Raw genomic sequence first — 22568 nt, forward strand, 5'->3', positions numbered from 1 at the left:
ACAGACAAGATTCCACTTAACACTGCTTCTACGCAAGATACTTTAAATGTACTACTGTAGCTGTTATTACCGCCGCTTTCAGAAAAAGCTTCAATTCCGCGAAAACGATATGCAGCAACCCATCTCACAAGGGTGGCATACCCTATCCCATTCGCTTTGGCAATAGAATCATATGAGCCTTCACCATTAAGATATTCATTTACTCTTTCGAGCATCCACTCGACAGAATGTTTCTTTTTGGCCATAAAAAATCCCCCTAAAGGAGACTTTGGTTATTTCCATTGTCTACTTTAGGGGAATCATATCAATGCAGGTCCTTTTATTAATCATAAGTTATGGATTCTCATGGAACTTATCGTAAATCTCTGAAAGATAAGTCTTAACAATCTGAATATTTGCCATCTTACGAAGATCAGCATTGCCCATAAGAACAGCAATTTCATCTGCAAGAAGAAGCATGTCGTAAATCTTGAGCTTGAATTCTTCTCTTGTGAGCTCATCAATGTTAATTTCCATAAGAGGTACACCAAGCTTTAAGGTTACATTTTCATCTGCAATACCTGTGAGCATCTGACGTGTCTCAGGATCAAAACCAACATAGAGGATGAGTTTTTCCTTCTCATGCTTTTTAAGTGAAGTAGGTGTCTGGTGAGATAACTCCATCCACTCGAAGAGATCTGCTTCATCCGGGTTCATGAGATACTTTGTAAGCTCTTCCTTGTGCTTCTCAACATACTGCATGTATTTGCTGGCGTTAGGGCCTGTATAAGCAAGCTCAACCTTAACACCATTATCTGACTTAACAAGTCTGCACTTCTCTGCAACTTCCTTTATCTTGAGAGAAGATTCTGTATTGCCAACAACCTTAAAGCTGCCAGTTTCTAATTCCTGTTTGAATTCCATTCTTTTCTCCTTTTTATACGAAACCTAAAATCCGTAGTTAGTATAGCACAAAGACTCTAAAAATGGTATACTTATTAGAGTTTTGCAATCTTTATAAAAGTTTTGGTGGGTAAAAAATGGCAACTGGTAACAAGAGGGGAAATACCAATAGGAAAACTTCAAAGGGGAATTCTCGTAGCAATTCAGGAGCTAAGAGTCCCAGAAGGAAACCTATCAAGGAAGAGGAGATAGACTATTCTCTTAAGAGCGAGATTATAGTAATTGCAGCTGTTGCGCTGGCAATTTTTCTTTTCCTGTGCAATTTTGGAATATGTGGCAGCTTTGGCAATGCGGTCAGCAGTGTGTTATTCGGACTGTTTGGCTTTACTGCGTATATTGCGCCAATTGTGGCTGCTGTTTCTGTGCTTATTGGCATAGCTAATTTTGGTTCTAATGCTTCCGTTCGGAAGATTGTTTCTGGAATAGTTTTGTTTTTAATAATTGGTATGCTTGCGGAGCTTATTACAGGAAGAGCTCAGGGAGCAGAAGCTTATGATGTTGCAGGCATTTATACTGCTGCAAGCTCAGCTCGCAATGGAGGCGGATTTTTCGCAGGCTCCCTTGCTTATTTGTGCTACAAGTATCTTTCACTTGTTGGTACAATACTGCTTTTGCTGGTTTTGGGCATTGCAAGTCTTGTTATCTTTACTCAGCATTCATTTGTTGGTGGTATCAAGAAAGGCGGCAGAAGACTTATAGAGAAGACCAGACAGGAAACCGAGAACTATAGGGACTATGCTGAGAAGCGCCGTGAGAAGATGGAAGAGCGCAGAGCCAGAATTGAAGAGGAAAAGAGACTGGCTATCGAACAGAAAGAGGACGAAAAGATTCTTCGAATGGAAAAGAAAGTCAGCGGTGTTATGCTGGATACAGCTCTTTCCAAAGATGAAGAAGAAACACAGGAACCTGTTGTTCATTCTGATTTTGATCCCTCATCCAATAAGAACGTATTTATTCCTGAGGATGAAATCAGTGATGATATCCATGAAATAATACTTAATAAAGGCATCGAAACAGATGTGGAGCCGGATGGTCAGCATGTTCTTCGAACAGGCCCGGTTATCCATGGCATGGGATATGATGATTACGACGAGGATGAAGAAGATGAGGAAAATGATATTCATGAGGTTTCCTCTGATAATATAATTCCTATTACAAGCCGCAGCAGCTCTGCAGCCAGAGAAAACATTGCTTCAAATCAGCCTATATTAATACCGCAGAATCCGGAGCAGTCCACCTCTAAGCTTGTGGCAAGAGCAGGCTCCTATGAATTTGAAGATGACATCCTGCCGGATGTACCTATTCATGCTGAGGACCTTGGAAACGGAATGAACGGTGACTATGTGATCCATGCTCAGGATCATGTCAGCAGAAGCGCCTCTGCCGATTCCCGAATTAATAACAGCGCGCCATCCAGTGTATCTTCTGTTGGGCCTGGACCACACACTACAAGTCCCGGAATGGAAAAAGAGATTGAGGCTCACAAGAAGGCTATTCCTAAGGCTTACAAGTTCCCTCCAATCAGTCTCTTGGAGAAGGGAAGCAGAAATAAGAACTCTGATTCAGCCAGAACGCTCAAGGAGACTGCGCTTAAACTTCAGGAGATTCTTGGAACTTTTGGCGTAAATGTTACGGTAACTGATATAAGCCAGGGCCCTGCTGTTACCAGATTTGAGTTGCAGCCTGAAGCAGGTGTCAGAGTTAATAAGATAGTTAACCTTGCTGATGATATCAAGATGAATCTTGCGGCCAAGGACATTCGAATTGAAGCTCCGATCCCAGGTAAGGCTGCTGTAGGTATCGAGGTCCCCAATAAGGAAAACCAGGCAGTTGCTCTTAGAGATCTTTTTGAATCCACTGAGTACAAAGAGTTCGAGTCCAAGCTTGCTTTCGCAGTTGGTAAGGATATAGCTGGTAAAACGGTTGTTGCAGATATTGCCAAAATGCCACATCTTTTGATTGCCGGAGCTACAGGCTCAGGTAAGTCAGTATGTATCAACACCATCATCATGAGCCTTATTTATAAGGCTAAGCCTGAAGAAGTTCAGATGATCATGATTGACCCTAAGATTGTTGAGCTTAGTGTATATAACGGAATACCTCATCTGATGATTCCTGTTGTTACAGATCCCAAGAAGGCTGCAGCTGCACTTAACTGGGCAGTGGCAGAAATGACCAACAGATACAAGAAATTTGCTGACAACGGAGTGAGAGACCTTAAGGGTTACAACAAGCTTGCCAAGGATAAGGATGATCCTGATATGCCGGTTCTTCCTCAGATAGTTGTTATCGTAGATGAGCTTGCTGACCTTATGATGGTATCTGCCAACGAAGTTGAGGATGCTATCTGCAGACTTACACAGCTGGCAAGAGCTGCAGGTATCCACCTTATCATTGCAACTCAGAGACCTTCGGTTGATGTTATCACTGGTCTTATCAAAGCAAACATGCCAAGCCGCGTGGCATTTGCTGTATCAAGCGGTGTGGATTCAAGAACCATTCTTGATATAAACGGTGCCGAGAAGCTTCTTGGTAAAGGTGATATGTTATTCTATCCTCAGGGCTATACGAAGCCAGCCAGAGTTCAGGGTGCCTTTGTATCTGACAAGGAAGTTCAGGCGGTTACTGATTTCCTCAGAGGACAGAACATAGAATCTTCTTATGGCGAGGATATAGAAAATCAGATAAACAGCATGCAAAGTAGTGGATCATCCGGTGGCGGTTTTGGTGGAGATTCCGATTCCGGCAGGGATGAATACTTTGTTCAGGCAGGAAATATAATAATAGAAAAAGAAAAAGCTTCTATCGGAATGCTTCAGCGTGCCTTTAAGATTGGCTTTAACAGAGCCGCCAGAATTATGGATCAGCTTTGCGAGGCAGGAGTTGTCGGCGATGAAGAAGGTACTAAGCCAAGAAAGGTACTTATGACCAAGACTCAGTTTGAGGAATACTTAAATTCTCAGGCCGGATGATATCTTTTTGAATATAATTCGTTATGAATTATAGATATAGTAACTAAAAGGGAAGAGAAAGTAGTTTTGTTGCGCAAGTCGCGGAAGGAGTTTTGAATGGCTGTAAAGAGTGATATTGAAATTGCACAGGAAGCAACCATGCTTCACATCAGAGACGTTGCTGGGAAGCTTGGAATCACAGAGGATGACCTTGAATACTATGGCAAGTACAAGGCAAAATTGTCTGAAGAATATGTTAAAAAAGCTCAATCGGGCAAAAGAGGCAAGCTTGTTCTTGTAACAGCTATTAACCCAACCCCCGCAGGAGAAGGTAAGACAACTACCAGCGTTGGTCTTGGTGATGCTCTTAACAGACTTGGTCACAAGACAGTGATCGCACTTCGTGAGCCATCTCTTGGACCTTGTTTTGGAATTAAAGGTGGTGCTGCCGGCGGCGGTTACGCTCAGGTAGTTCCTATGGAGGATATTAACCTTCATTTCACAGGTGATTTCCATGCAATTACTTCAGCCAATAACCTTCTGGCTGCTATTATCGATAATCATATTCAGCAGGGCAATGAGCTTGGTATCGATACAAGACAGATAATTTGGAAAAGAGCTGTAGATATGAATGACAGAGCTCTCAGAAATATCGTTGTTGGCCTTGGTGCCAAAGCTGACGGTGTACCGAGAGAAGACCATTTCGTAATCACTGTTGCATCTGAAATCATGGCTATTTTATGTCTTGCAGATGATATGGATGATCTTAAAAAGAGACTTTCCAGAATTATCGTAGCATATACAAGAGACGGAGAGCCTGTAACAGCAGGACAGCTTCAGGCAGTAGGCGCTATGGCAGCTCTTTTAAAGGATGCTATCAAGCCTAACCTTGTACAGACCCTTGAGCATACACCTGTAATCATTCATGGCGGCCCATTTGCAAATATTGCCCATGGATGTAACTCAGTAAGAGCCACCAAGACAGCTCTTGGAATTTCGGATATCACTGTTACTGAGGCTGGATTCGGTGCAGATCTTGGAGCTGAGAAGTTCCTTGATATCAAGTGCAGAATGGCTGGACTTAAGCCTGATGCTGTAGTTCTTGTAGCTACTATCAGAGCACTTAAATATAATGGTGGTGTAGACAAGAAAAATCTCGGCGAGGAAAATCTTGAGGCTCTTAAGAAAGGTATCGTAAACCTTGAAAAGCACATTGAAAACATTCAGCAGTACGGAGTTCCTGTTGTAGTAACACTTAACTCTTTCCTTACAGATACACAGGCAGAGATGGATTTCGTCAAGAAATTCTGCGAGGACAGAGACTGCAAGTTCGCTCTTTCAGAAGTATGGGCTAAGGGCGGAGAAGGCGGAGAAGCTCTGGCCAAGGAAGTAATCGATACCCTTGAGAATAAACCAAGTAATTATGCTCCTATTTATGGGGATGATCTTTCTCTCAAGGAGAAGATAGAGGCTGTTGCAACCAAGATATATGGTGCGGATGGAGTTACTTTTGCTCCTGCTGCAGCTAAACAGCTTGCAAAAATTGAAGAGATGGGATTTGGCAAGCTCCCTGTATGTATGGCAAAAACTCAGTATTCATTATCTGATGATCCTAACATGCTGGGAAGACCAACAAATTACAATATCACTGTTCGTGAAGCTTATGTTTCTGCAGGAGCAGGATTTGTGGTTGCGCTTACCGGCTCAATCGTAACAATGCCCGGACTTCCTAAGCATCCGGCTGCTTATGATATTGATGTAGATTTAGAGGGCAAGATTTCAGGCCTTTTCTGAGTGATATAGCAGCCAGAAGTTCAACAGATATCACTTAATATATATGAATTAGGAGAGGTTTTATGAGTGCAACAATAATAGATGGAAAAGCTATTTCACAGCAAATCAAGGATGAACTTAAAGAAAAGACAGCTGCGCTTAAAGAAAAAGGTATAGAAGTTACGCTTGCAGTAGTTCTTGTAGGCGAAGATCCTGCTTCTCAGGTTTATGTTCGTAATAAAAAGAAGGCCTGTGAGTACATCGGTTATAATTCATTATCCTATGAGCTTCCTGAGGAAACTTCACAGGAAGAACTTTTGAAGCTCATTGAGGAACTCAATGGCAGAGAAAATGTAGACGGTATTCTTGTACAGATGCCTCTTCCAAAACACATTAATGAGAAAGCTGTGATTGATGCTATTGACCCAAGTAAAGATGTGGATGGCTTTCATCCAATGAACGTTGGTGCACTTTGCATAGGAGAACAAGGATTTGTATCTTGTACTCCTGCCGGTGTTATCCAGCTTCTTAAGAGAGGGTGCGACGGCCAAATAGATATAGCAGGCAAAGAATGCGTCATTGTAGGTAGATCCAATATTGTTGGTAAGCCTATGGCTCTTTTGATGCTGAGAGAAAATGCAACTGTAACCGTCACTCATTCAAAAACCAAGGATCTTGCCAATGTATGTAAGAGGGCAGATATTCTGATTTCAGCTATTGGTAAAGCCGGATTTATTACTAAGGATTTTGTCAAAGAAGGTGCCGTTGTCATTGATGTTGGAATTAACAGAAATGCCGAAGGTAAGCTTTGCGGCGATGTGGTTTATGACGAGGTTGCGGAAATAGCCAGTGCAATTACGCCGGTTCCAGGCGGTGTAGGACCTATGACAATTGCCATGCTCATGAATAACTGTTATGAAAGTGCTGTTATGAGAATGAATAACAGCAACATTAAGTGATAAGATAAGTTTTATTTTGGGAGAAAGTAATTCTAGTGAAATGTCCAAACTGTGGTCTTGAAATTCCGGAAGGACATATGTACTGCGACAATTGCGGTACAGAAATTAACTTTGTTCCGGAATTTGAGCCTGAAGTAGAAAATGAAATAAACGAAACACTTTCTTCTGTTGCGGATGAACTCAATAAAGAAGAACGTCTCAAGGAAGAAAGAACCAGAAAGCGCAGGGAGTTTTTTGAAAAGCTGGAAAAAAGACGCCCTGTGATTTTGGTGTGCGTCGGAGTAGTTTTGGTTCTTCTTTTGGCGTTCATGTTATTTACACTCTTTAGTGATAAGTCATCTTATTATTACATCAGAAAAGCTGAAAAAGCCAAGAGCTCCGGAAGCATGAATAAGGCTATAGAGTACCTGATTGAAGGTAACGTTCAGCTTCCCGAGAATACAGATATTATATACAGATTATCTGATTACTATCTTGAGATGGGGGATTCAGATAAAGCGGTTGAGTCTCTTTTGAAAATTACTGATACAGGTCGTTTTTCAGAAGACAAGGTTATTGCTGCTTATGAGAGTATGATATCCATTTATGAGCAGGAACAGTCCTATGACAAGATAGCAGAGCTTTTATCTGCTACAGACAACGCTGCTGCAGCGGAACTTCGGGGTAAGTATATTCCCAAAGCTCCTCAGATGGGTGTTGCAGGAGGGGAGTTTGATGACATTGTTGTGGTGGCACTCCTTCCGCAATCCAAGGAGGATGGAGATTCTACGTATTACACTGTGAATGATGGAGACCCCAGTCAGTCAAGTATTCTTTATGAGAATGAAATTGTCCTTGATGAAGAGGGCGAATACCTTATTAAAGCGGCTACTTTTAATAAATATGGTATCTCCAGTGCGGTTGCCGAGGAAAAATATATAGTTAATAAGGGCATTCCATCACCTCCTGAAATAATGGAGCCAAGTGGTGATTACAATCAAAACACCATGATTGTAGCAGTGGCTGATGCCGGATGTACTATTTTTTATACTACGGATGGATCAGACCCCACTGTAGAGTCCAAGCAGTACATTTCACCTATCACCATGCCTGTTGGAACATCACATTATAAGTTCGTTGCAATTGACAGTGAAGGTGTGATGAGTGAAATAGTAGAGAGGGATTACCATCTGGTTTTCACAAGGCTTATTTCCAAAGAGCAGGCTGTAAACAGCCTTGTTTCTACTCTTGTAAGACTTGATATTCTTCTGGACAATACAGGTAAGGTAAGAGGAATAGAGGGACATAACGAGTATATCTACAACTCAGAAATTGAGATTGAGGGTGCAGGAGAATATTACGTAGTTGTTGAAAATCACGTTTCAAATGATGGCGTATCCACACCAACCGGACTTTTATATGCTGTAAATACTCACGACGGTTCCGTAAACAGACTAGGCTATGATTCCAGTGGGAAATATACACTTATAAAAATATCCAATAGATAAAATACTTTAGCAGTTTAAAGAAATAAAGATTGAAATTTTAGGAACTATATTTTATTATTGAAACATTGAGGGCAATCTTTTGATTGCCTTTGCAGATAATGTAGGTAGGAGGATTTGTATGTTCAAGATTTTAGAGGCTAATGAGCTTACTACTAATATTTTTCAGATGATAGTAGAAGCTCCACGTGTTGCACAGGCATGTTTACCTGGGCAGTTTCTTATTATCCGTGTAGATGAGGAAGGTGAGAGAATTCCTCTTACCATTTGTGATTATGACAGAGAAAAGGGCACAGTTGAGATAGTAGCTCAGGCTATTGGCGCTGAGACCATGAAACTTGGTAAGCTTAAGGCCGGCGACCATCTTGCAGATGTTGTTGGACCTCTTGGCAAACCTTCAGATCTTTGCGAAGAGAGTATAGATGAGCTTAAGAAAAAGAAAATCGTATTCATTGCAGGTGGTGTTGGCACAGCTCCTGTATATCCACAGGCTAAATGGCTTAAAGAGCATGGCGTAGATTGCGATGTTATCATTGGCGCCAAGACCAAAGACCTGGTTATTCTCGAGGATAGATTTAAGGCAGTTTGTAACCTTCATATCACAACAGATGATGGTTCTTATGGAAGAAGCGGTATGGTTACCAAGGCACTTCAGGACCTTTGGGATGAAGGAAATAAGTATGATCACTGCGTAGCTATCGGACCTATGATCATGATGAAATTTGTATGTAAGCTTACACAGGAACTTGGTATTCCTACAATTGTCAGCATGAATCCAATTATGGTTGACGGAACAGGAATGTGTGGTGCTTGTCGTCTCACAGTTGGCGGTGAAGTTAAGTTTGCATGTGTTGACGGACCTGAGTTTGACGGACACAAGGTTGATTTCGACCAGGCTATGAACAGAATGAAGCTTTACAAGACTGAGGAAGGCAGACTCATGCTCAAGGCTCAGGAAGGTGACACACACCACGGCGGATGTGGTAACTGCGAGTAATTTCATTTAACTAAAACAGTTGATTATATAGGAGAATATACAGATGGATGGATTTGTAAGAGTTCCTGTTCGTGAGCAGGATGCCAAGGTTCGTGCTACTAATTTCCAGGAAGTATGCCTTGGATATAATAAAGAAGAAGCTGAAAGCGAGGCACAGCGTTGCCTTAACTGTAAGAACCCTAAGTGTGTTCAGGGGTGTCCTGTTTCAATCGATATTCCTGCATTTATTCAGCAGGTTAAAGAGGGTGATGTCGAGGGTGCTTACCAGACTATCAGTAAGTCAAGTGCACTTCCTGCAGTATGCGGTCGTGTTTGCCCTCAGGAGAGCCAGTGTGAAGGACAGTGCGTAAGAGGAATAAAGGGCGATGCCGTTTCAATCGGTAAGCTTGAGAGATACGTTGCTGATACAGCTAGAGAGCTTGGAATCAAGCCGGAAGGTGCCAAGGAGAAGAAGGGCAAGAAGGTTGCTATCATCGGATCAGGTCCTTCAGGTCTTACTTGCGCAGGAGATCTTGCCAAGATGGGTTATGATGTAACAATTTTTGAGGCTCTTCATGAGGCAGGTGGAGTTCTTGTATATGGTATTCCTGAGTTCCGTCTCCCTAAGGATGCTGTAGTTAAGAAGGAAATTGAGAACGTTAAATCTCTTGGCGTTAAGCTTGAGACAGACGTAGTAATCGGTAAGTCAGTAACTATAGATGAACTTATGGAAAAAGAGGGATTTGAGGCAGTATTCATTGGCTCAGGTGCCGGACTTCCAAGATTCATGAATATTCCCGGCGAGCAGGCAATGGGTGTATTCTCAGCTAATGAGTTCCTTACAAGAAGCAATCTTATGAAGGCATTTGATGAGAACTCAAGAACACCTATCATGAGACCCAAGAAGTGCGTTGTAGTTGGTGGCGGTAACGTTGCTATGGACGCTGCAAGAACAGCTCTTCGTCTTGGTGCAGAGGTTCACGTAGTATATCGTCGTGGTGAGGAAGAGCTTCCTGCACGTAAAGAGGAAGTTGGACATGCTAAGGAAGAAGGAATCATTTTTGATCTTCTTACAAATCCTGTTGAGATCCACGCTGATGAGAACGGATGGGTAACAGGAATTACATGTATCAGAATGGAGCTTGGCGAGCCTGATGAGTCAGGAAGAAGAAGCCCTGTAGAGGTTCCAGGTTCTGAGTTTGATATTGAATGTGATGCAGTAATCATGTCTCTTGGTACATCACCTAATCCACTTATTTCTTCTACAACAGATGGCCTTGAAGTTAATCGCAGAAAGTGCATCGTTGCTCAGGAAGAGAACGGACAGACATCTAAGGCAGGTGTATTTGCAGGTGGAGATGCCGTAACAGGTGCTGCTACTGTAATCCTTGCAATGGGTGCTGGTAAAGCTGCTGCAAAAGGTATCGACGAATATCTTTCTCAGAAATAATTATCATATTTGAATATGTGCAAAAGAGATGTCCAATCAGACATCTCTTTTTATATGCAAAAACAACTATTAATAATCTATATTTCGACATACATAAAATCTTAAGAAATTTCGATGGTAAATCTTAAGAATTCTTGTGTAGTATGAGAAATAGAGTAGCAAATATGATACAATAAGATTTGTTTGGAGAGTGGATATGGAAAAAGAAGAAAAGATAAAAATCGCGATAACTGCAGGAATTGCAGGACTTATACTACTGATACTTGTATTGTTTCTGGCTTTGTCGGGGGTCAAGGATTCTAAAAGTGATGAAAAGGCTCTTAATGACAACATTACAGAATATGCTTCCAGTCTGGTAGAAGCTGACAAAGCGGGAGACCATGCGTCTTTGGATGCTTCATCTGAAGATGCTGCAACTGAGAGTACATCATCTATACCATATTCTGAGTACGTTAATTCCAAGAAGGGAACAGTATCAGGAAACAGCTTTTATGAGACCAAAGGAGCTGTTCTTAAGGATGTTTATAAGAAAATAACCTATGACACCAATGCTCAGCTTAAGGAAATGCTGACCTATTGGGAACAGGGTAATGATGAAGCAGTCAGAGATCTGGCGCACTTAGACAGATTTGAGGCAATGTCCCTTTCTTTATCCGGAAGTAATGATTTTTATTATTATGGTGAAGTTAATGCGGATGGTCTTCCTGATGGAAACGGCATTGCAGTTTATGGTGATGACCAGTATTACTATGGACATTGGAAGGATGGACTACGTTCAGGATCCGGTAAGTGGGTATGCTTTTATCCATCCTACAGCCAGTATGTAGTAACAGAGCATTTGTACACAGGTGAATGGGTAGACGATAAGCCAAATGGTCAGGGACAGGAACACTATGACTATAATCCTGACTACATGAACTACGAGGATATATATCTTCAGAATGCCATCGGTTGTTTTTCTAACGGCTATTATACAGGCGAAATGTATATAATTACCGTTGATAAGAACTATGACACCAAGGAATGGCTTGGCACCTGTGATAGCGGCAATTGGATTCAGGTACTTAACACAACCCTTGATGCCAAGGGAAGAATTCCTGTACTTTCAGAAAGAGAAAATCCATCAAATCTGCTGTACATGAATGAAAAGAAGATTATTGATAACGGCGTAACCGGTATTATAACAGGTGGAACAGTTAAAAGATGAGTACTATCAGCATTATTTGTGTAGGTAAGATCAAAGAAAAATATTGGAATGACGCTATTTCAGAGTATTCCAAAAGACTATCCAGATATTGTAAGATAAATATTATTGAAGTACCCGATGAGAAAACTCCTGATAATGCGCCTCCTGCCATAGAAGAGCAGATCAAGAAAAAAGAGGGAGACAGAATACTTCAAAATATTGATCCCGGTGCATATGTGTGTGCACTTGCCATTGGCGGGAAAAGATATTCATCTGAAGGCTTTGCTGAATTTATTGCGGATAAAGGGGTGTCAGGAGTAAGTCACATACAGTTTATAATCGGAGGCTCTTTGGGACTTCATGAGTCAGTATTTAAACAGGTAAACAGCCAGATCAGTTTTTCTGATATGACATTTCCGCATCAGATGATGCGTGTTATTCTGCTGGAGCAGATTTACAGAGGTTACCGTATAAACCGCGGTGAACCTTATCATAAATAGTTGGGGATTATTGAATGAGTGAGATTACTGAATTGTCATTAGCTCTTACAGCTGAGGACGAGAGAAACATTTTTGGGGGCAATGACAGCTATATTCGTAAGATAGAAAAGAGCCTTCATGTAGAGATAATTGACAGAAATGGAGAGCTTCACATAATTGGCGACAAGGAAGGTGCAAACAAGGCCTCGGGTATTATCAGGGAGCTTGTACAGCTTTCAAGACGCGGTACCAGTATAGAAGAGCAGAGCGTTGATTATGCCATTTCTCTTAAGGAAGACAGCGCCAGGGATAAAGAAAGTCTTAATGATAACGTCCTTGTGGATATAGACAGGGATGTTATTTGTCATACTATTTCAGGTAAGCCAATTAAGCCCAAGACTCTTGGTCAGAAGAAGTATATTGATGCCATAAGAAATAAAATGATTGTCTTCGGACTTGGTCCGGCAGGAACAGGTAAGACCTATCTTGCAATGGCTATGGCAATCACTGCTTTTCAGAGAGAAGAAGTCAGCAGGATTATTTTGACAAGACCTGCTATCGAGGCGGGAGAAAAGCTTGGATTTTTACCGGGAGATCTTCAGAGCAAGGTTGATCCTTATCTTCGTCCTCTCTATGATGCCTTATATCAGATAATGGGAACAGAGAATTTTATCAAGAATATGGAAAAAGGTCTTATTGAGGTGGCGCCTCTTGCTTATATGAGAGGAAGAACCCTGGATAATGCATTTATCATTCTTGACGAGGCACAGAATACGACACCTGCACAGATGAAGATGTTCCTTACCAGAATCGGATTTGGCTCAAAGGTTATTATCACCGGTGATGCAACCCAAAAGGATCTCTCACCTGACGTAAAATCAGGTCTGGATGTGGCTGAAAGCGTTCTTAAGGGAATCGATGATATTGCTTTTTGCAGACTGACAAGCAGTGATGTAGTAAGACATCCGCTTGTTCAAAAGATTGTAAAGGCTTATGAAGACTATGAGAAAAAAGCTGTAAACAAGCAGAAAAAGAAATCTATTCAGAAATTGGAGAGACGTTAAACCCATGGAAAGTGAAAACAAAGTAGATTTTAAGATAAAACTCTATTATGGGGGATTGTTTTTACTTACCGGATTATGTGTTTTTGCCTTTTCTTTTCTGACTGGCAAAAGCTATGAAGCAATCCTTAGAAATACAATAGTATCTCTCATTATTACAGGCACTGTTATTTTTATGCTGATTGATGCTATCACAAGAGGAGAAGGGGGCTTTTCTTACGACAATTACAAGCATAAAGACAGATTTATTGCTGTATATGCTATATTTGTGGTCTTGGCTTGTCTTTTTGGCCTTGTTCCTAATCAGTTCTGGCCATACATGTCCATGTTTGTAATTCTCGGACTTTTTTCAAATGCTGAGATTGGCCTTGTATCCGGAACAGGCCTTGTTACTGTATCTGTTATGCTTGAAGAAAACGGAAATTTCGGAGAGCTGTTCATGTACGTCCTTGCAGGAGCAGTGGCCCTGGCACTTCTTAGAGACCTTAAGGAGAATACCGCTATTGGTTTTCCTGTAGCCATTTCTCTTATGATGCAGGCGGTTTTACTTATTGCCTTTAATGTGTTGTTTCAGAATAGAACGTTATCAATCAACATTCTTATTCTGCCAATACTTAATTTGATGCTTAATCTGATCATACTTTTGATATTCCTTAACATGTTCGGAGTTTATATTATCCGTAAGTCAAATGATATGTATATGGATATCAATGACACTGAATATCCGCTTCTTGTTAAGCTCAAGGACTATGATAAGGATGAGTACTATAAAGCTATTCACACAGCATATCTGGCTGAAAGAATTGCAAATGGACTTGGCTTTAATGCAAGAGCAATAAAAAACTGCTCATATTACCACAGAATTGGTAAGCTTGAAGGCGCCGGGGACTGGGAGAGCGTTAAGCATATCTATGAGGAGAATCATTTCCCTGATGAAGCAATAGCTCTTTTACATGAATATATTGATCCTTCCTCTACCAAATCCAAGTCTAAAGAAGCTCTGACCATAAGCATTACAGAGACCGTTATTAGTTCTATAATGTATCTTATCAAGAAGAATAAAGATGCCAAAATAGATTATGAGCAGCTTATTGATAAGGTATTTGAGAAAAAGGAAGCTGACGGTGAACTTAAAAACTGTGATGTTACCTTTAGAGAATATGATCAAATGAAGAAAATACTTAAGAAGGAGAAGCTTTATTATGACTTTTTGCGTTGAGAATGAAGTAAACGCCAGCTTTGACTTTGATATTGAACAGCTTGGAAAAACTGTCGCCCAGGCAGTTTTAGATGAAGAAAAATGCCCTTATGAGGTTGAAATAAACCTTATTATTACTGATGATGAGGGGATTAGGGAAATCAACAATGAATTCAGACAGATTGATAATCCTACTGATGTATTGTCTTTTCCCAATGTAAGCTATGAAGAACCCGGAGATTTTTCTGTTATTGATGGGGAGCAGAAAATAGATCTTCTTAATCCGGATACTGGAAATATCAGTTTTGGGGATATTGTTATAAATGAGAACAGAGTCAGGTCACAGGCTCTGGAATATGGTCATTCGGAGAAAAGAGAATTCGCTTTTCTGGTAGCCCACAGCATGCTTCATCTTTGTGGTTACGATCACATGGAGGCAGACGAGGCTGCGGTTATGGAAGGCAAACAGAATGACATTTTGACATCACTGGGAATTACAAGAGATTAGTTTGTTTAAGGGAGCGTTGTATGAAGAGCTACACTGAGGAGAAGAGGATCAGACCGGATATTTTGACATCCGCTGTCTTTTGGTCCATCTGTATTATGATGTTTTTTAACATTATATCAGTGAGAATATTTGGGGACATGGGAGCAGGTTTTTGCTCAATACCAAATACACTTTTCTTTTTGTTGTATATTTCGTTTGTACTTGCTGCGCAGAAATCAGTTTATGTAATGGTCAGACTAAGAGCCAGACGCTCTCAGTTCCTTAATGCCGAGACCAACATGAAAAGATCCATGCGTATGTTTTCTCTGGCAGGAATTGTTCTGGCTTTAATACTGGGACTTGGAAGCTTTAGCATTGCAAGAAATGTTTTAGGTTCAGGCAAGGTATATTTTCAGCTTATTATTGTGGCAGCAAGTCTGCTACTGTTGTGCCCACAGGGAGTACTTAGAGGTTATTTGCAGGGACTTGGATATACAAAGCCAATAGTAATATCTGACCTGCTCATTTCAGTTACGTCCTTTATTTCAGGAGGTATTATTTCCTGGATCATGTATACCTATGGAAAAAAGGTTAATGACCTATTCCACGGAGATGAGTATAGCGCAATTTACGGAGCCTCCGGAATGATGATAGGACTACTTATTGGGTCCCTCGTAGGATTTTTCCAAATAGTTATCAGCTATACCCTTAGAAAAAAAGAAATAGCGGGGATTGTAAAAAACGGAGCACCCAGATATCTTGATAATAAAAATGATGTTTACACAAGCATCAGACCAATTATTTATCTGTATGCGTCAGCTCTCTTAATGCTGGTGGTAGATAATGTTACTTTTAATCTACTTCAGATAAAAGCGGGTAATGCAGATGGCATGATGGAAAGCTATGGTGCCTTGGGCGGACGGATAGTTTCATTTGTCATTCTGATATCGTTCCTTTGCTGTATTCCTTTCATTAAGTCCTGGAATAGGGTTATGGCAAGAATAGAAAGAGATGAGCTTGAAGGGGCCAGGGATAGGCTTAGAAGACTTCTTCACTATACTTATATGCTTCTTATACCTGTGTTTATTGCAGTTTTTGCAGCGGCAGACAGTATTCAGATTGCAATATTCGGTAAAAGCAGTGCTGAGATAAGCGGACTTTTTAGACTAGCTTCTGTCATGATATTACTTCTTTCTCTTGGAGTTATGATTTCATGGCATCTTAACCACATGGGTAAGAATACGCTTCTTACGATTAATCTGTCCATTGCCTGGGCTGTGCATATAGGACTTTTAGTATTATTATCAATTCTTATGGGCAATAACCTTAGAACTACCGTTATTGCTGAAATTGCAGCTTTGCTAGTTTATGATATCTTATGTATGTTTATGCTTCTTAAGATGTTAAAGCTTAGAGGGAATTTGCTTTTCAACGTGGGAATTCCATTCTTTGCATCAGGAATTTCAGGACTTATTTTACTTGCAATTGATAAGATTTTTGTTAATCTTATAGGCGAGATTTTAACAGTAGTTATTGGGTTAATTATTTTTACAGTTGTTTATATGGTTTTAATGGTTGTGCTTAGGGGCGTCAGGACACATGAGCTTGACTCCATACCTCTTGGTAGATTATTTGTTTCTTTTTCCGCCAGGATTCAGCACGACAGTTTTTATGAGGAATAGTTTTGGCTAAGAAGATTATTGTTGCCGGCGGCGGCGCTGCCGGCATGTGCGCTGCGATCTATGCGGCAAGAAATGGCGGAGACGTCACTATTATCGAGAAGAATTCACAATTGGGTAAAAAGCTCTCCATGACAGGAAATGGACGATGCAATTTATCCAATCTTAATATGAATGAAAAGATGTATAACCTTTCTGCTGAGAAAAGAATGAAGCAGTGGTTGTCTGTTTATGGCGTTTTAGACGTCATCAATTTCTTTAAATCCCTTGGAATTGTTATTAAAAGTGATGATGGATATCTTTACCCCGTTTCAGGTCAGGCCGGTACTGTTGTAACTGCCTTTGAAAATGAACTGAAAAGGCTTGGGGTAAAGATTATTTACGGTGAGCAGGTTAAGTCTGTAAAGGTTAATGATCTGGCACCTTATGAAGGCAGCATTAAACCCAGGCACATAGAAGCAGTTCTCACAAGAGGAGCAAAGGTAGACAATAAGCGCGAAAATTATACTGTTGTAACAAATTTAAATAGTTACGAGGCTGATAAGGTTATCCTGGCAACAGGTTCTCTTAGCGGCGCAAAGAGTACCATGTCTACAGGAGATGGCTACTATATATGCAAGCAGCTTGGAATGACAATCAAGGATACTTATCCAGCCCTTGTTGGCTTTAAGTGCGATGAATCTGAGATCATGCCTGAAAATGGTGTTCGTTGTACTGCAGAGATTTCTTTTTTACTTGGCGGAGAGGCTATAGCTGTAGAATACGGCGAACTTCAGTTTACCAAGGACGGAATATCCGGAATTCCTGTTATGCAGGCAAGTAGTAAGGTTGTTAAGCTCCTTTCTGAGGGCAAACCGATTTATGCTTCCATTAATTTTTTCCCAGATTATGATGAGGACGACTTTATAGCTCTTGAAAATGAGATGCTAAGACTACGGGATGACAGAAGCTTAAAAGAATTCCTTAATGGTTTCTATAACAGTAATATCAATGACATGATCATTAGGCGCATGAAGATGGGCTCTTCAATGAAAATGAAGAATATCTCAGAGAGCATGGTAAAGAGCATTTTTGCTACCTACAGGGATTATCGAATGAAGCTTTCTGAGAGCTACGGATATCAGCAGGCCCAGGTTACATCCGGTGGAGTCAGCCTTGGTGATATTAAGGATGACATGACGGTAAAGAATCATAACGGAATTCTTGTAATCGGTGAGCTTTTGGATGTAGATGGCAGATGCGGCGGTTATAACCTTCAATGGGCATTTACAAGCGGAAGTATTGCGGGAACGGTTGCATCCTTATGATGCTGTAATGCTAATTAGACGTGCCGTGTTTAAGGCACTATATGATGAGAGATAAGAATGATAAGAATTAATCAGATTAAATTTCCACATGATGATAAATTTCATAGCTATGAAGAATTAAAAGGAATCCTTTCTAAGAAGTGCAGTAAAATTCTTAGAATTGATCCCGGTAACATAGCTGAGCTTGAGATAATTAGACATTCTATTGATGCCAGAAAAAAACCTGAAATTTTCCATATTTATATGGTGGATATTAAGCTTAAGGGGCTTGATGAGAAGAAGGTTGTTAGTAAGTGCAGAGATAAGAATGTCAGCGTAACGGATAACTGTGGCTATAACTTCAATGAGATGGTAAAGATGAGAAAAAATCTTATTGAAGATGATAAAGTTTTTGGAAAATCGAATCAAGACAAAGATATTGTAATAGTGGGTGCTGGCCCTGCAGGTCTTTTTTGCGGGTACATGCTTGCTTTGAATGGCTTTAAACCTGTCATACTTGAGCGAGGCGCCGATGTAGATAAAAGAACTGAAATCGTTGAGCATTTCTGGAAAACCGGAGAGCTTAATACTTCTACAAATGTTCAGTTTGGAGAAGGCGGAGCAGGCACATTTTCCGATGGTAAGCTTAATACCATGGTCAAGGATAAGGATGGAAGAGGAAGACAGGCTCTTAAGATCTTTGTAGAAAATGGTGCCAATGAAGACATTATTTACGAGGCTAAGCCTCATATCGGCACTGATATTCTCAGAAATGTTGTTAAGAACATGAGAGAAAAGATTATTACCTGTGGCGGTGAGGTAAAGTTCAACTGCCAGGTTACGGATATACTTCTTGATGAGGATAGCACTGTTAAAGGCGTTGAATATATCGATGACTCCAAGCATACAATTAACTGCAGCACAGTGGTACTTGCAATAGGACACAGCGCCAGAGACACCTTCTATATGCTTAAGGATAGAAAGATTGATATGGCACCTAAGCCTTTTGCTGTGGGATTTAGAGTTGAGCATCCCCAAAGCCTTATTAATCTGTCACAGTATGGAATGGAAAATCCAAAAGGGCTTCCACCTGCACCATATAAACTGACATCAACCACTGATTCCGGAAGAGGAGTTTATTCTTTCTGCATGTGTCCCGGTGGATACGTTGTTAATGCTTCTTCTGAAGAAGGTATGCTGGCTGTAAATGGTATGAGCTACAGTAAACGTGATGGAAATAACGCTAATTCCGCTATTATCATCACTGTTGATCCCAAAGATTTTGGTTCAGATGATATCCTTTCCGGAGTTGAGTTCCAAAGAAAACTTGAGAAAAAAGCCTTTGAACTTGGCAAAGGTAAAATTCCGGTTGAATATTACGGCGATTTCAAGAAAGCAGTTGCTAAAGCCGGAACCGGCAATGAAGCACATGATAATGAAAATAACGAAGAGAAAATTAACACTCCATGCATGTGCGGCGAGTATGTTTTTGCTGATGTTCACACAATACTCACAGACGATCTGAACTCTGCTTTTGTAGAAGGAATGGAGAAGTTCGGCAGAACTATCCACGGATATAACAATGACGGTGCACTTGTTTCAGGTGTTGAATCCAGAACCTCTTCACCGGTTAGAATTAACAGAGGAGATAATTGTCAGTCTGTTAATGTTAAAGGTCTTTATCCCTGCGGCGAGGGTGCAGGATATGCCGGTGGTATTATGTCTGCTGCCATGGATGGAATCAAAATTGCTGAGTATATAGCTGCTTACACTTATTAATATAACGGGTTTTTATATGAATTACTTTGTTAACATGAATGGCATCGATGTGAATGCTTATTATAGTGATAATACAGTAAAAGAACTTTTTTTTCCCTTGCTTGAAAGAGTGACAAAGCTCCAAAAAGAAAAGGGAAGACGTGTTATTGTGTATGTTGCTGCACCTCCCGGTGCAGGTAAGAGTACGCTTTGCAGCTTTCTTCAAAAACTGTCCGAAGAAAACCCTGATTTTACAAATGCTCAGGCTATTGGAATGGACGGCTTTCATAGGCGTCAGGAGTATCTTGATACCCACAAGACTTTGAGATGTGGCCGAGAGATTTTTATGGCTGAGATTAAGGGGGCTCCTGAGACCTTTGATCTAACAGCATTTGAAGAAAAGATAAAAGAATTAACTATATCTGAAAAAGTTGGTTGGCCTGTCTATGACAGGCTTTTACATAATCCTGTTGAAGATGCTGTCGTTGTAGACGGAAGTATAGTTTTTCTCGAAGGAAATTATCTTCTACTTGATCAGGAGGGATGGAGAGATCTAAAGAAATACTCAGATCTTACCATTTTTATAAAAGCTGATCCTGATATGCTAAGAGAAAGGCTAATTGCCAGAAAAGCTGCCAGTGGAAATACCTTGGATAAGGCAACTGAATTTGTAGATTCAAGCGATATGGCCAATGTAAACCTGTGCCTTAATGATTCAGATATCTCGGATTTAACCTTTGTCCTGGATGATGAAGGTGAATATTATCTGGATAAATCAAATATCAGAAAGCTTATTCTTGAAAAGAGAAATAAGCTAGGCCCTGATGAAATAAGAGAAAAGAGTGAAATAATTAAAAATAAGCTTCTTGCACTTCCTGAATATGAGAAGGCCCATAGTATATTGATTTATGCTTCCATGGGAAGTGAAGTGATCACCGATGAAATCATACTGGATGCCTGGTCCAAAGGTAAAAATGTGTTTTGCCCCAAAGTAACAGATAAGGCTAACAGACAAATGAGTTTTGTCCAAATTGAATCACTTGAGGATCTTAAAAAAGGCTATTTCGGAATAAGAGAACCGGAGATAAATGAAGGCTCAAAAATATATACTGATTCTATGAGTGATGCTTTAGTTGTTATGCCCGGTGTTGCTTTTGATAAGGATAGGAACAGAATTGGCTATAACGGCGGCTTTTATGATACTTTTCTTGCGGACAATAAGGACTTAGATACTGTGGCTCTTGCCTTTGATGTCCAGATATATGACGGACGGATATATAAGGAGAAGCATGATATAAAACCTGATCGTATTATTACTTCTTAAAATTTGTAATTTTTGAGTTCAAAATTTACAAAAACAATTTTGAATATTCCATTTTTTTATACCTTTCACTTTTCTATAATGAGTACTGTAATTGGTAGGTGAGTTTCCAAAGTCGCACTCACCGTAATCTAACTCATTTAGAGAAGGGAAGGGTATTTTATTATGAAAAAGAAAATTCTTAGTACTCTCGTTTGTCTCACTGTAGCAGCTACAACAATTATCGGTTGTGGTTCACAGGCTCCAGCAGCTAACACAGATACAGTTGCACCTGAGACACAGACAGAAACTACTGAAACTAAGACAGAAGAGAAGGCAGCTGATACAACAGCTGAGGCTTCAGGGGATAAGGTAACACTTTCAATCTACACACAGTATGCAGATGATGATACAAAGGTTCCTTATGACTACGCTGTAGAGAAACTTGCAGAGGCTTATCCAAATGTTGAGCTTAACCTCATTGTACAGGCGCAGGATGATGGACAGACACTTAAGACTCTTGCGGCTACAGGACAGCTTCCTGATATCTATCAGGCTTCAACAGATATTATCAACACATTCCGTGAGTCAAACCAGATCATGGTACTCAACGATGTAGCTCAGTCTACAGGCTTCCTTGATAAGCTCTATGACGCTAACAAGGATCTTGCATATGCAGAGGATGGCAATATTTATGCATTCCCATTCTCAGGTCAGGAATATGTTCTTTGGTACTACAATAAGGCTCTCTTTGCAGAGAACAACCTTGAGGTTCCTGAGACATATGACGATCTTCTTAACTGCATCGAAGTATTTAAGTCAAAGGGCATCACACCTCTTGCACTTTTCGGTCAGGAAGGTTGGAACACAGCTGCTGCTTATGACGTAATCGCTACAAGATACACAGCTGGCGGTATCAAGGCTCTTGATGAGGGCTCTGCTTCAATCACAGATGAAGCTTATGTAAACGCTGCTAAGAAGATGGAAGAGCTTGTTGCTGCAGGCCTCTACCAGGATGATGCTACAACAACTAACTACGATCAGGCTTCTGAGAAGTTCCTTTCAGGTGAAGCTGCTATGTTCATCAACGGTCAGTGGTACATCGAGGATGCTACAAAGGCACTCGGCGAGGATGTTGACTGGATGTTCTACCCAGCAGAGGATGCTGCTTCATACGAAGCTGGCAAGGCTGTATTCTCAGGCGGTGGTTCTTCTTCAGGATTTGCTGTAAACCCAGATTCAGAGAATGCTGAGCTCGCTGCAGAAGTTGCTGAGTTCATCACAGAGAAGTACTGCGAAGCAAAGGTTATGTACAGACACAATCCACTTGTTGCTCTTAACACTGGCGCTCAGTCAGATTCAGAGCTCCCAGCTATGATGCAGAAGCTTTCTGACACACTTCCTTCAGTAACAGCAACAACAAAGTTCACATGGGGACTTACAAATTCAACATTTAACGATGCTATTCAGTCTGAGTCACAGGGTCTTGTTTCAGGACAGTTCACAGCTGAAGAGTTCATCCAGGATATCGAAGATACAATGGAGTAATTAAGCTTTTTAGAGAAGGCTTGTAATTAAAATGGTGCGGGGTTATAGCAG

The 22568-nt window shown here is 40.7% G+C and carries 18 protein-coding genes; 16 read left to right on the top strand and 2 right to left on the bottom strand.

Going from position 1 to position 22568, the window contains the following annotated elements; genetic code table 11:
• Positions 1-245 (bottom strand): helix-turn-helix domain-containing protein (locus G613_RS0107240; protein ID WP_029232026.1); only part of this gene is annotated, 245 nt, incomplete at its 3' end.
• Positions 246-333: 88 nt separating this feature from the next.
• Positions 334-903: a hypothetical protein gene (locus tag G613_RS0107245; protein ID WP_029232027.1), complete on the bottom strand. Its 570-nt coding sequence runs from the start codon at positions 901-903 to the stop codon at positions 334-336.
• A gap of 116 nt (positions 904-1019) precedes the next feature.
• On the opposite strand from G613_RS0107245, the gene G613_RS0107250 reads away from it, so the two are divergent.
• From G613_RS0107250 to G613_RS0107325, 16 genes are all read left to right on the top strand, one after another.
• Positions 1020-3914, top strand: coding sequence for an FtsK/SpoIIIE family DNA translocase (locus tag G613_RS0107250; protein WP_029232028.1), 2895 nt, complete (start codon positions 1020-1022; stop codon positions 3912-3914).
• A gap of 96 nt (positions 3915-4010) precedes the next feature.
• Positions 4011-5687: a formate--tetrahydrofolate ligase gene (locus tag G613_RS0107255; RefSeq protein WP_029232029.1), complete on the top strand. Its 1677-nt coding sequence runs from the start codon at positions 4011-4013 to the stop codon at positions 5685-5687.
• Positions 5688-5749: 62 nt separating this feature from the next.
• On the top strand, positions 5750-6625 hold the full coding sequence (gene folD, locus G613_RS0107260; protein WP_029232030.1) for a bifunctional methylenetetrahydrofolate dehydrogenase/methenyltetrahydrofolate cyclohydrolase FolD: 876 nt from the start codon (positions 5750-5752) through the stop codon (positions 6623-6625).
• Between the two features lie 35 nt (positions 6626-6660).
• Entirely contained in the window at positions 6661-8112 is a 1452-nt protein-coding gene (locus G613_RS0107265) for a chitobiase/beta-hexosaminidase C-terminal domain-containing protein (protein ID WP_155828046.1), read from the top strand.
• 118 nt (positions 8113-8230) lie between these two features.
• Positions 8231-9106 (top strand): sulfide/dihydroorotate dehydrogenase-like FAD/NAD-binding protein, encoded by an 876-nt coding sequence (locus tag G613_RS0107270; protein ID WP_029232032.1) that lies wholly within the window; start codon positions 8231-8233, stop codon positions 9104-9106.
• A 43-nt stretch (positions 9107-9149) separates the two neighbouring features.
• Positions 9150-10535 carry an NADPH-dependent glutamate synthase gene (gene gltA / locus G613_RS0107275; protein WP_029232033.1) on the top strand — a complete coding sequence of 462 codons (1386 nt, stop codon included), beginning with the start codon at positions 9150-9152 and terminating at the stop codon, positions 10533-10535.
• Between the two features lie 196 nt (positions 10536-10731).
• On the top strand, positions 10732-11742 hold the full coding sequence (locus tag G613_RS0107280; RefSeq protein ID WP_029232034.1) for a hypothetical protein: 1011 nt from the start codon (positions 10732-10734) through the stop codon (positions 11740-11742).
• Positions 11739-12221, top strand: coding sequence for a 23S rRNA (pseudouridine(1915)-N(3))-methyltransferase RlmH (gene rlmH / locus G613_RS0107285; RefSeq protein WP_029232035.1), 483 nt, complete (start codon positions 11739-11741; stop codon positions 12219-12221). The genes G613_RS0107280 and rlmH overlap by 4 nt, the downstream gene beginning before the upstream one ends.
• 14 nt (positions 12222-12235) lie before the next feature.
• Positions 12236-13264, top strand: coding sequence for a PhoH family protein (locus tag G613_RS0107290; RefSeq protein ID WP_029232036.1), 1029 nt, complete (start codon positions 12236-12238; stop codon positions 13262-13264).
• Positions 13265-13268: 4 nt separating this feature from the next.
• A complete protein-coding gene (locus tag G613_RS0107295; RefSeq protein ID WP_029232037.1) occupies positions 13269-14480 on the top strand; it encodes a hypothetical protein in 1212 nt (403 codons plus the stop codon).
• Positions 14464-14967, top strand: coding sequence for an rRNA maturation RNase YbeY (ybeY, locus tag G613_RS0107300; RefSeq protein ID WP_029232038.1), 504 nt, complete (start codon positions 14464-14466; stop codon positions 14965-14967). The genes G613_RS0107295 and ybeY overlap by 17 nt, the downstream gene beginning before the upstream one ends.
• A gap of 20 nt (positions 14968-14987) precedes the next feature.
• Positions 14988-16628 carry a polysaccharide biosynthesis C-terminal domain-containing protein gene (locus G613_RS0107305; protein ID WP_029232039.1) on the top strand — a complete coding sequence of 547 codons (1641 nt, stop codon included), beginning with the start codon at positions 14988-14990 and terminating at the stop codon, positions 16626-16628.
• Between the two features lie 2 nt (positions 16629-16630).
• Entirely contained in the window at positions 16631-17932 is a 1302-nt protein-coding gene (locus tag G613_RS0107310) for an aminoacetone oxidase family FAD-binding enzyme (RefSeq protein ID WP_029232040.1), read from the top strand.
• 57 nt (positions 17933-17989) lie between these two features.
• Positions 17990-19690: an NAD(P)/FAD-dependent oxidoreductase gene (locus G613_RS0107315; RefSeq protein ID WP_029232041.1), complete on the top strand. Its 1701-nt coding sequence runs from the start codon at positions 17990-17992 to the stop codon at positions 19688-19690.
• 16 nt (positions 19691-19706) lie between these two features.
• Entirely contained in the window at positions 19707-20993 is a 1287-nt protein-coding gene (locus G613_RS19660) for a nucleoside/nucleotide kinase family protein (RefSeq protein WP_029232042.1), read from the top strand.
• A gap of 162 nt (positions 20994-21155) precedes the next feature.
• On the top strand, positions 21156-22517 hold the full coding sequence (locus G613_RS0107325) for an ABC transporter substrate-binding protein (RefSeq protein WP_029232043.1): 1362 nt from the start codon (positions 21156-21158) through the stop codon (positions 22515-22517).
• Positions 22518-22568 lie beyond the last annotated feature (51 nt).

It is taken from the genome of Butyrivibrio sp. VCB2006, from assembly GCF_000420945.1.
Taxonomy (GTDB): Bacteria; Bacillota; Clostridia; order Lachnospirales; family Lachnospiraceae; genus Butyrivibrio.

Excerpts from the sequence above, each read along its gene's own strand:
- rlmH (WP_029232035.1), top strand. The coding sequence starts at position 11,739 with ATGAGTACTATCAGCATTATTTGTGTAGGTAAGATCAAAGAAAAATAT.
- G613_RS0107280 (WP_029232034.1), top strand. The coding sequence starts at position 10,732 with ATGGAAAAAGAAGAAAAGATAAAAATCGCGATAACTGCAGGAATTGCA.
- G613_RS19660 (WP_029232042.1), top strand. The coding sequence starts at position 19,707 with ATGAATTACTTTGTTAACATGAATGGCATCGATGTGAATGCTTATTAT.
- G613_RS0107295 (WP_029232037.1), top strand. The coding sequence starts at position 13,269 with ATGGAAAGTGAAAACAAAGTAGATTTTAAGATAAAACTCTATTATGGG.
- G613_RS0107255 (WP_029232029.1), top strand. The coding sequence starts at position 4,011 with ATGGCTGTAAAGAGTGATATTGAAATTGCACAGGAAGCAACCATGCTT.
- G613_RS0107245 (WP_029232027.1), bottom strand. The coding sequence starts at position 903 with ATGGAATTCAAACAGGAATTAGAAACTGGCAGCTTTAAGGTTGTTGGC.
- G613_RS0107270 (WP_029232032.1), top strand. The coding sequence starts at position 8,231 with ATGTTCAAGATTTTAGAGGCTAATGAGCTTACTACTAATATTTTTCAG.
- G613_RS0107250 (WP_029232028.1), top strand. The coding sequence starts at position 1,020 with ATGGCAACTGGTAACAAGAGGGGAAATACCAATAGGAAAACTTCAAAG.
- gltA (WP_029232033.1), top strand. The coding sequence starts at position 9,150 with ATGGATGGATTTGTAAGAGTTCCTGTTCGTGAGCAGGATGCCAAGGTT.
- ybeY (WP_029232038.1), top strand. The coding sequence starts at position 14,464 with ATGACTTTTTGCGTTGAGAATGAAGTAAACGCCAGCTTTGACTTTGAT.
- folD (WP_029232030.1), top strand. The coding sequence starts at position 5,750 with ATGAGTGCAACAATAATAGATGGAAAAGCTATTTCACAGCAAATCAAG.
- G613_RS0107315 (WP_029232041.1), top strand. The coding sequence starts at position 17,990 with ATGATAAGAATTAATCAGATTAAATTTCCACATGATGATAAATTTCAT.
- G613_RS0107305 (WP_029232039.1), top strand. The coding sequence starts at position 14,988 with ATGAAGAGCTACACTGAGGAGAAGAGGATCAGACCGGATATTTTGACA.
- G613_RS0107290 (WP_029232036.1), top strand. The coding sequence starts at position 12,236 with ATGAGTGAGATTACTGAATTGTCATTAGCTCTTACAGCTGAGGACGAG.
- G613_RS0107325 (WP_029232043.1), top strand. The coding sequence starts at position 21,156 with ATGAAAAAGAAAATTCTTAGTACTCTCGTTTGTCTCACTGTAGCAGCT.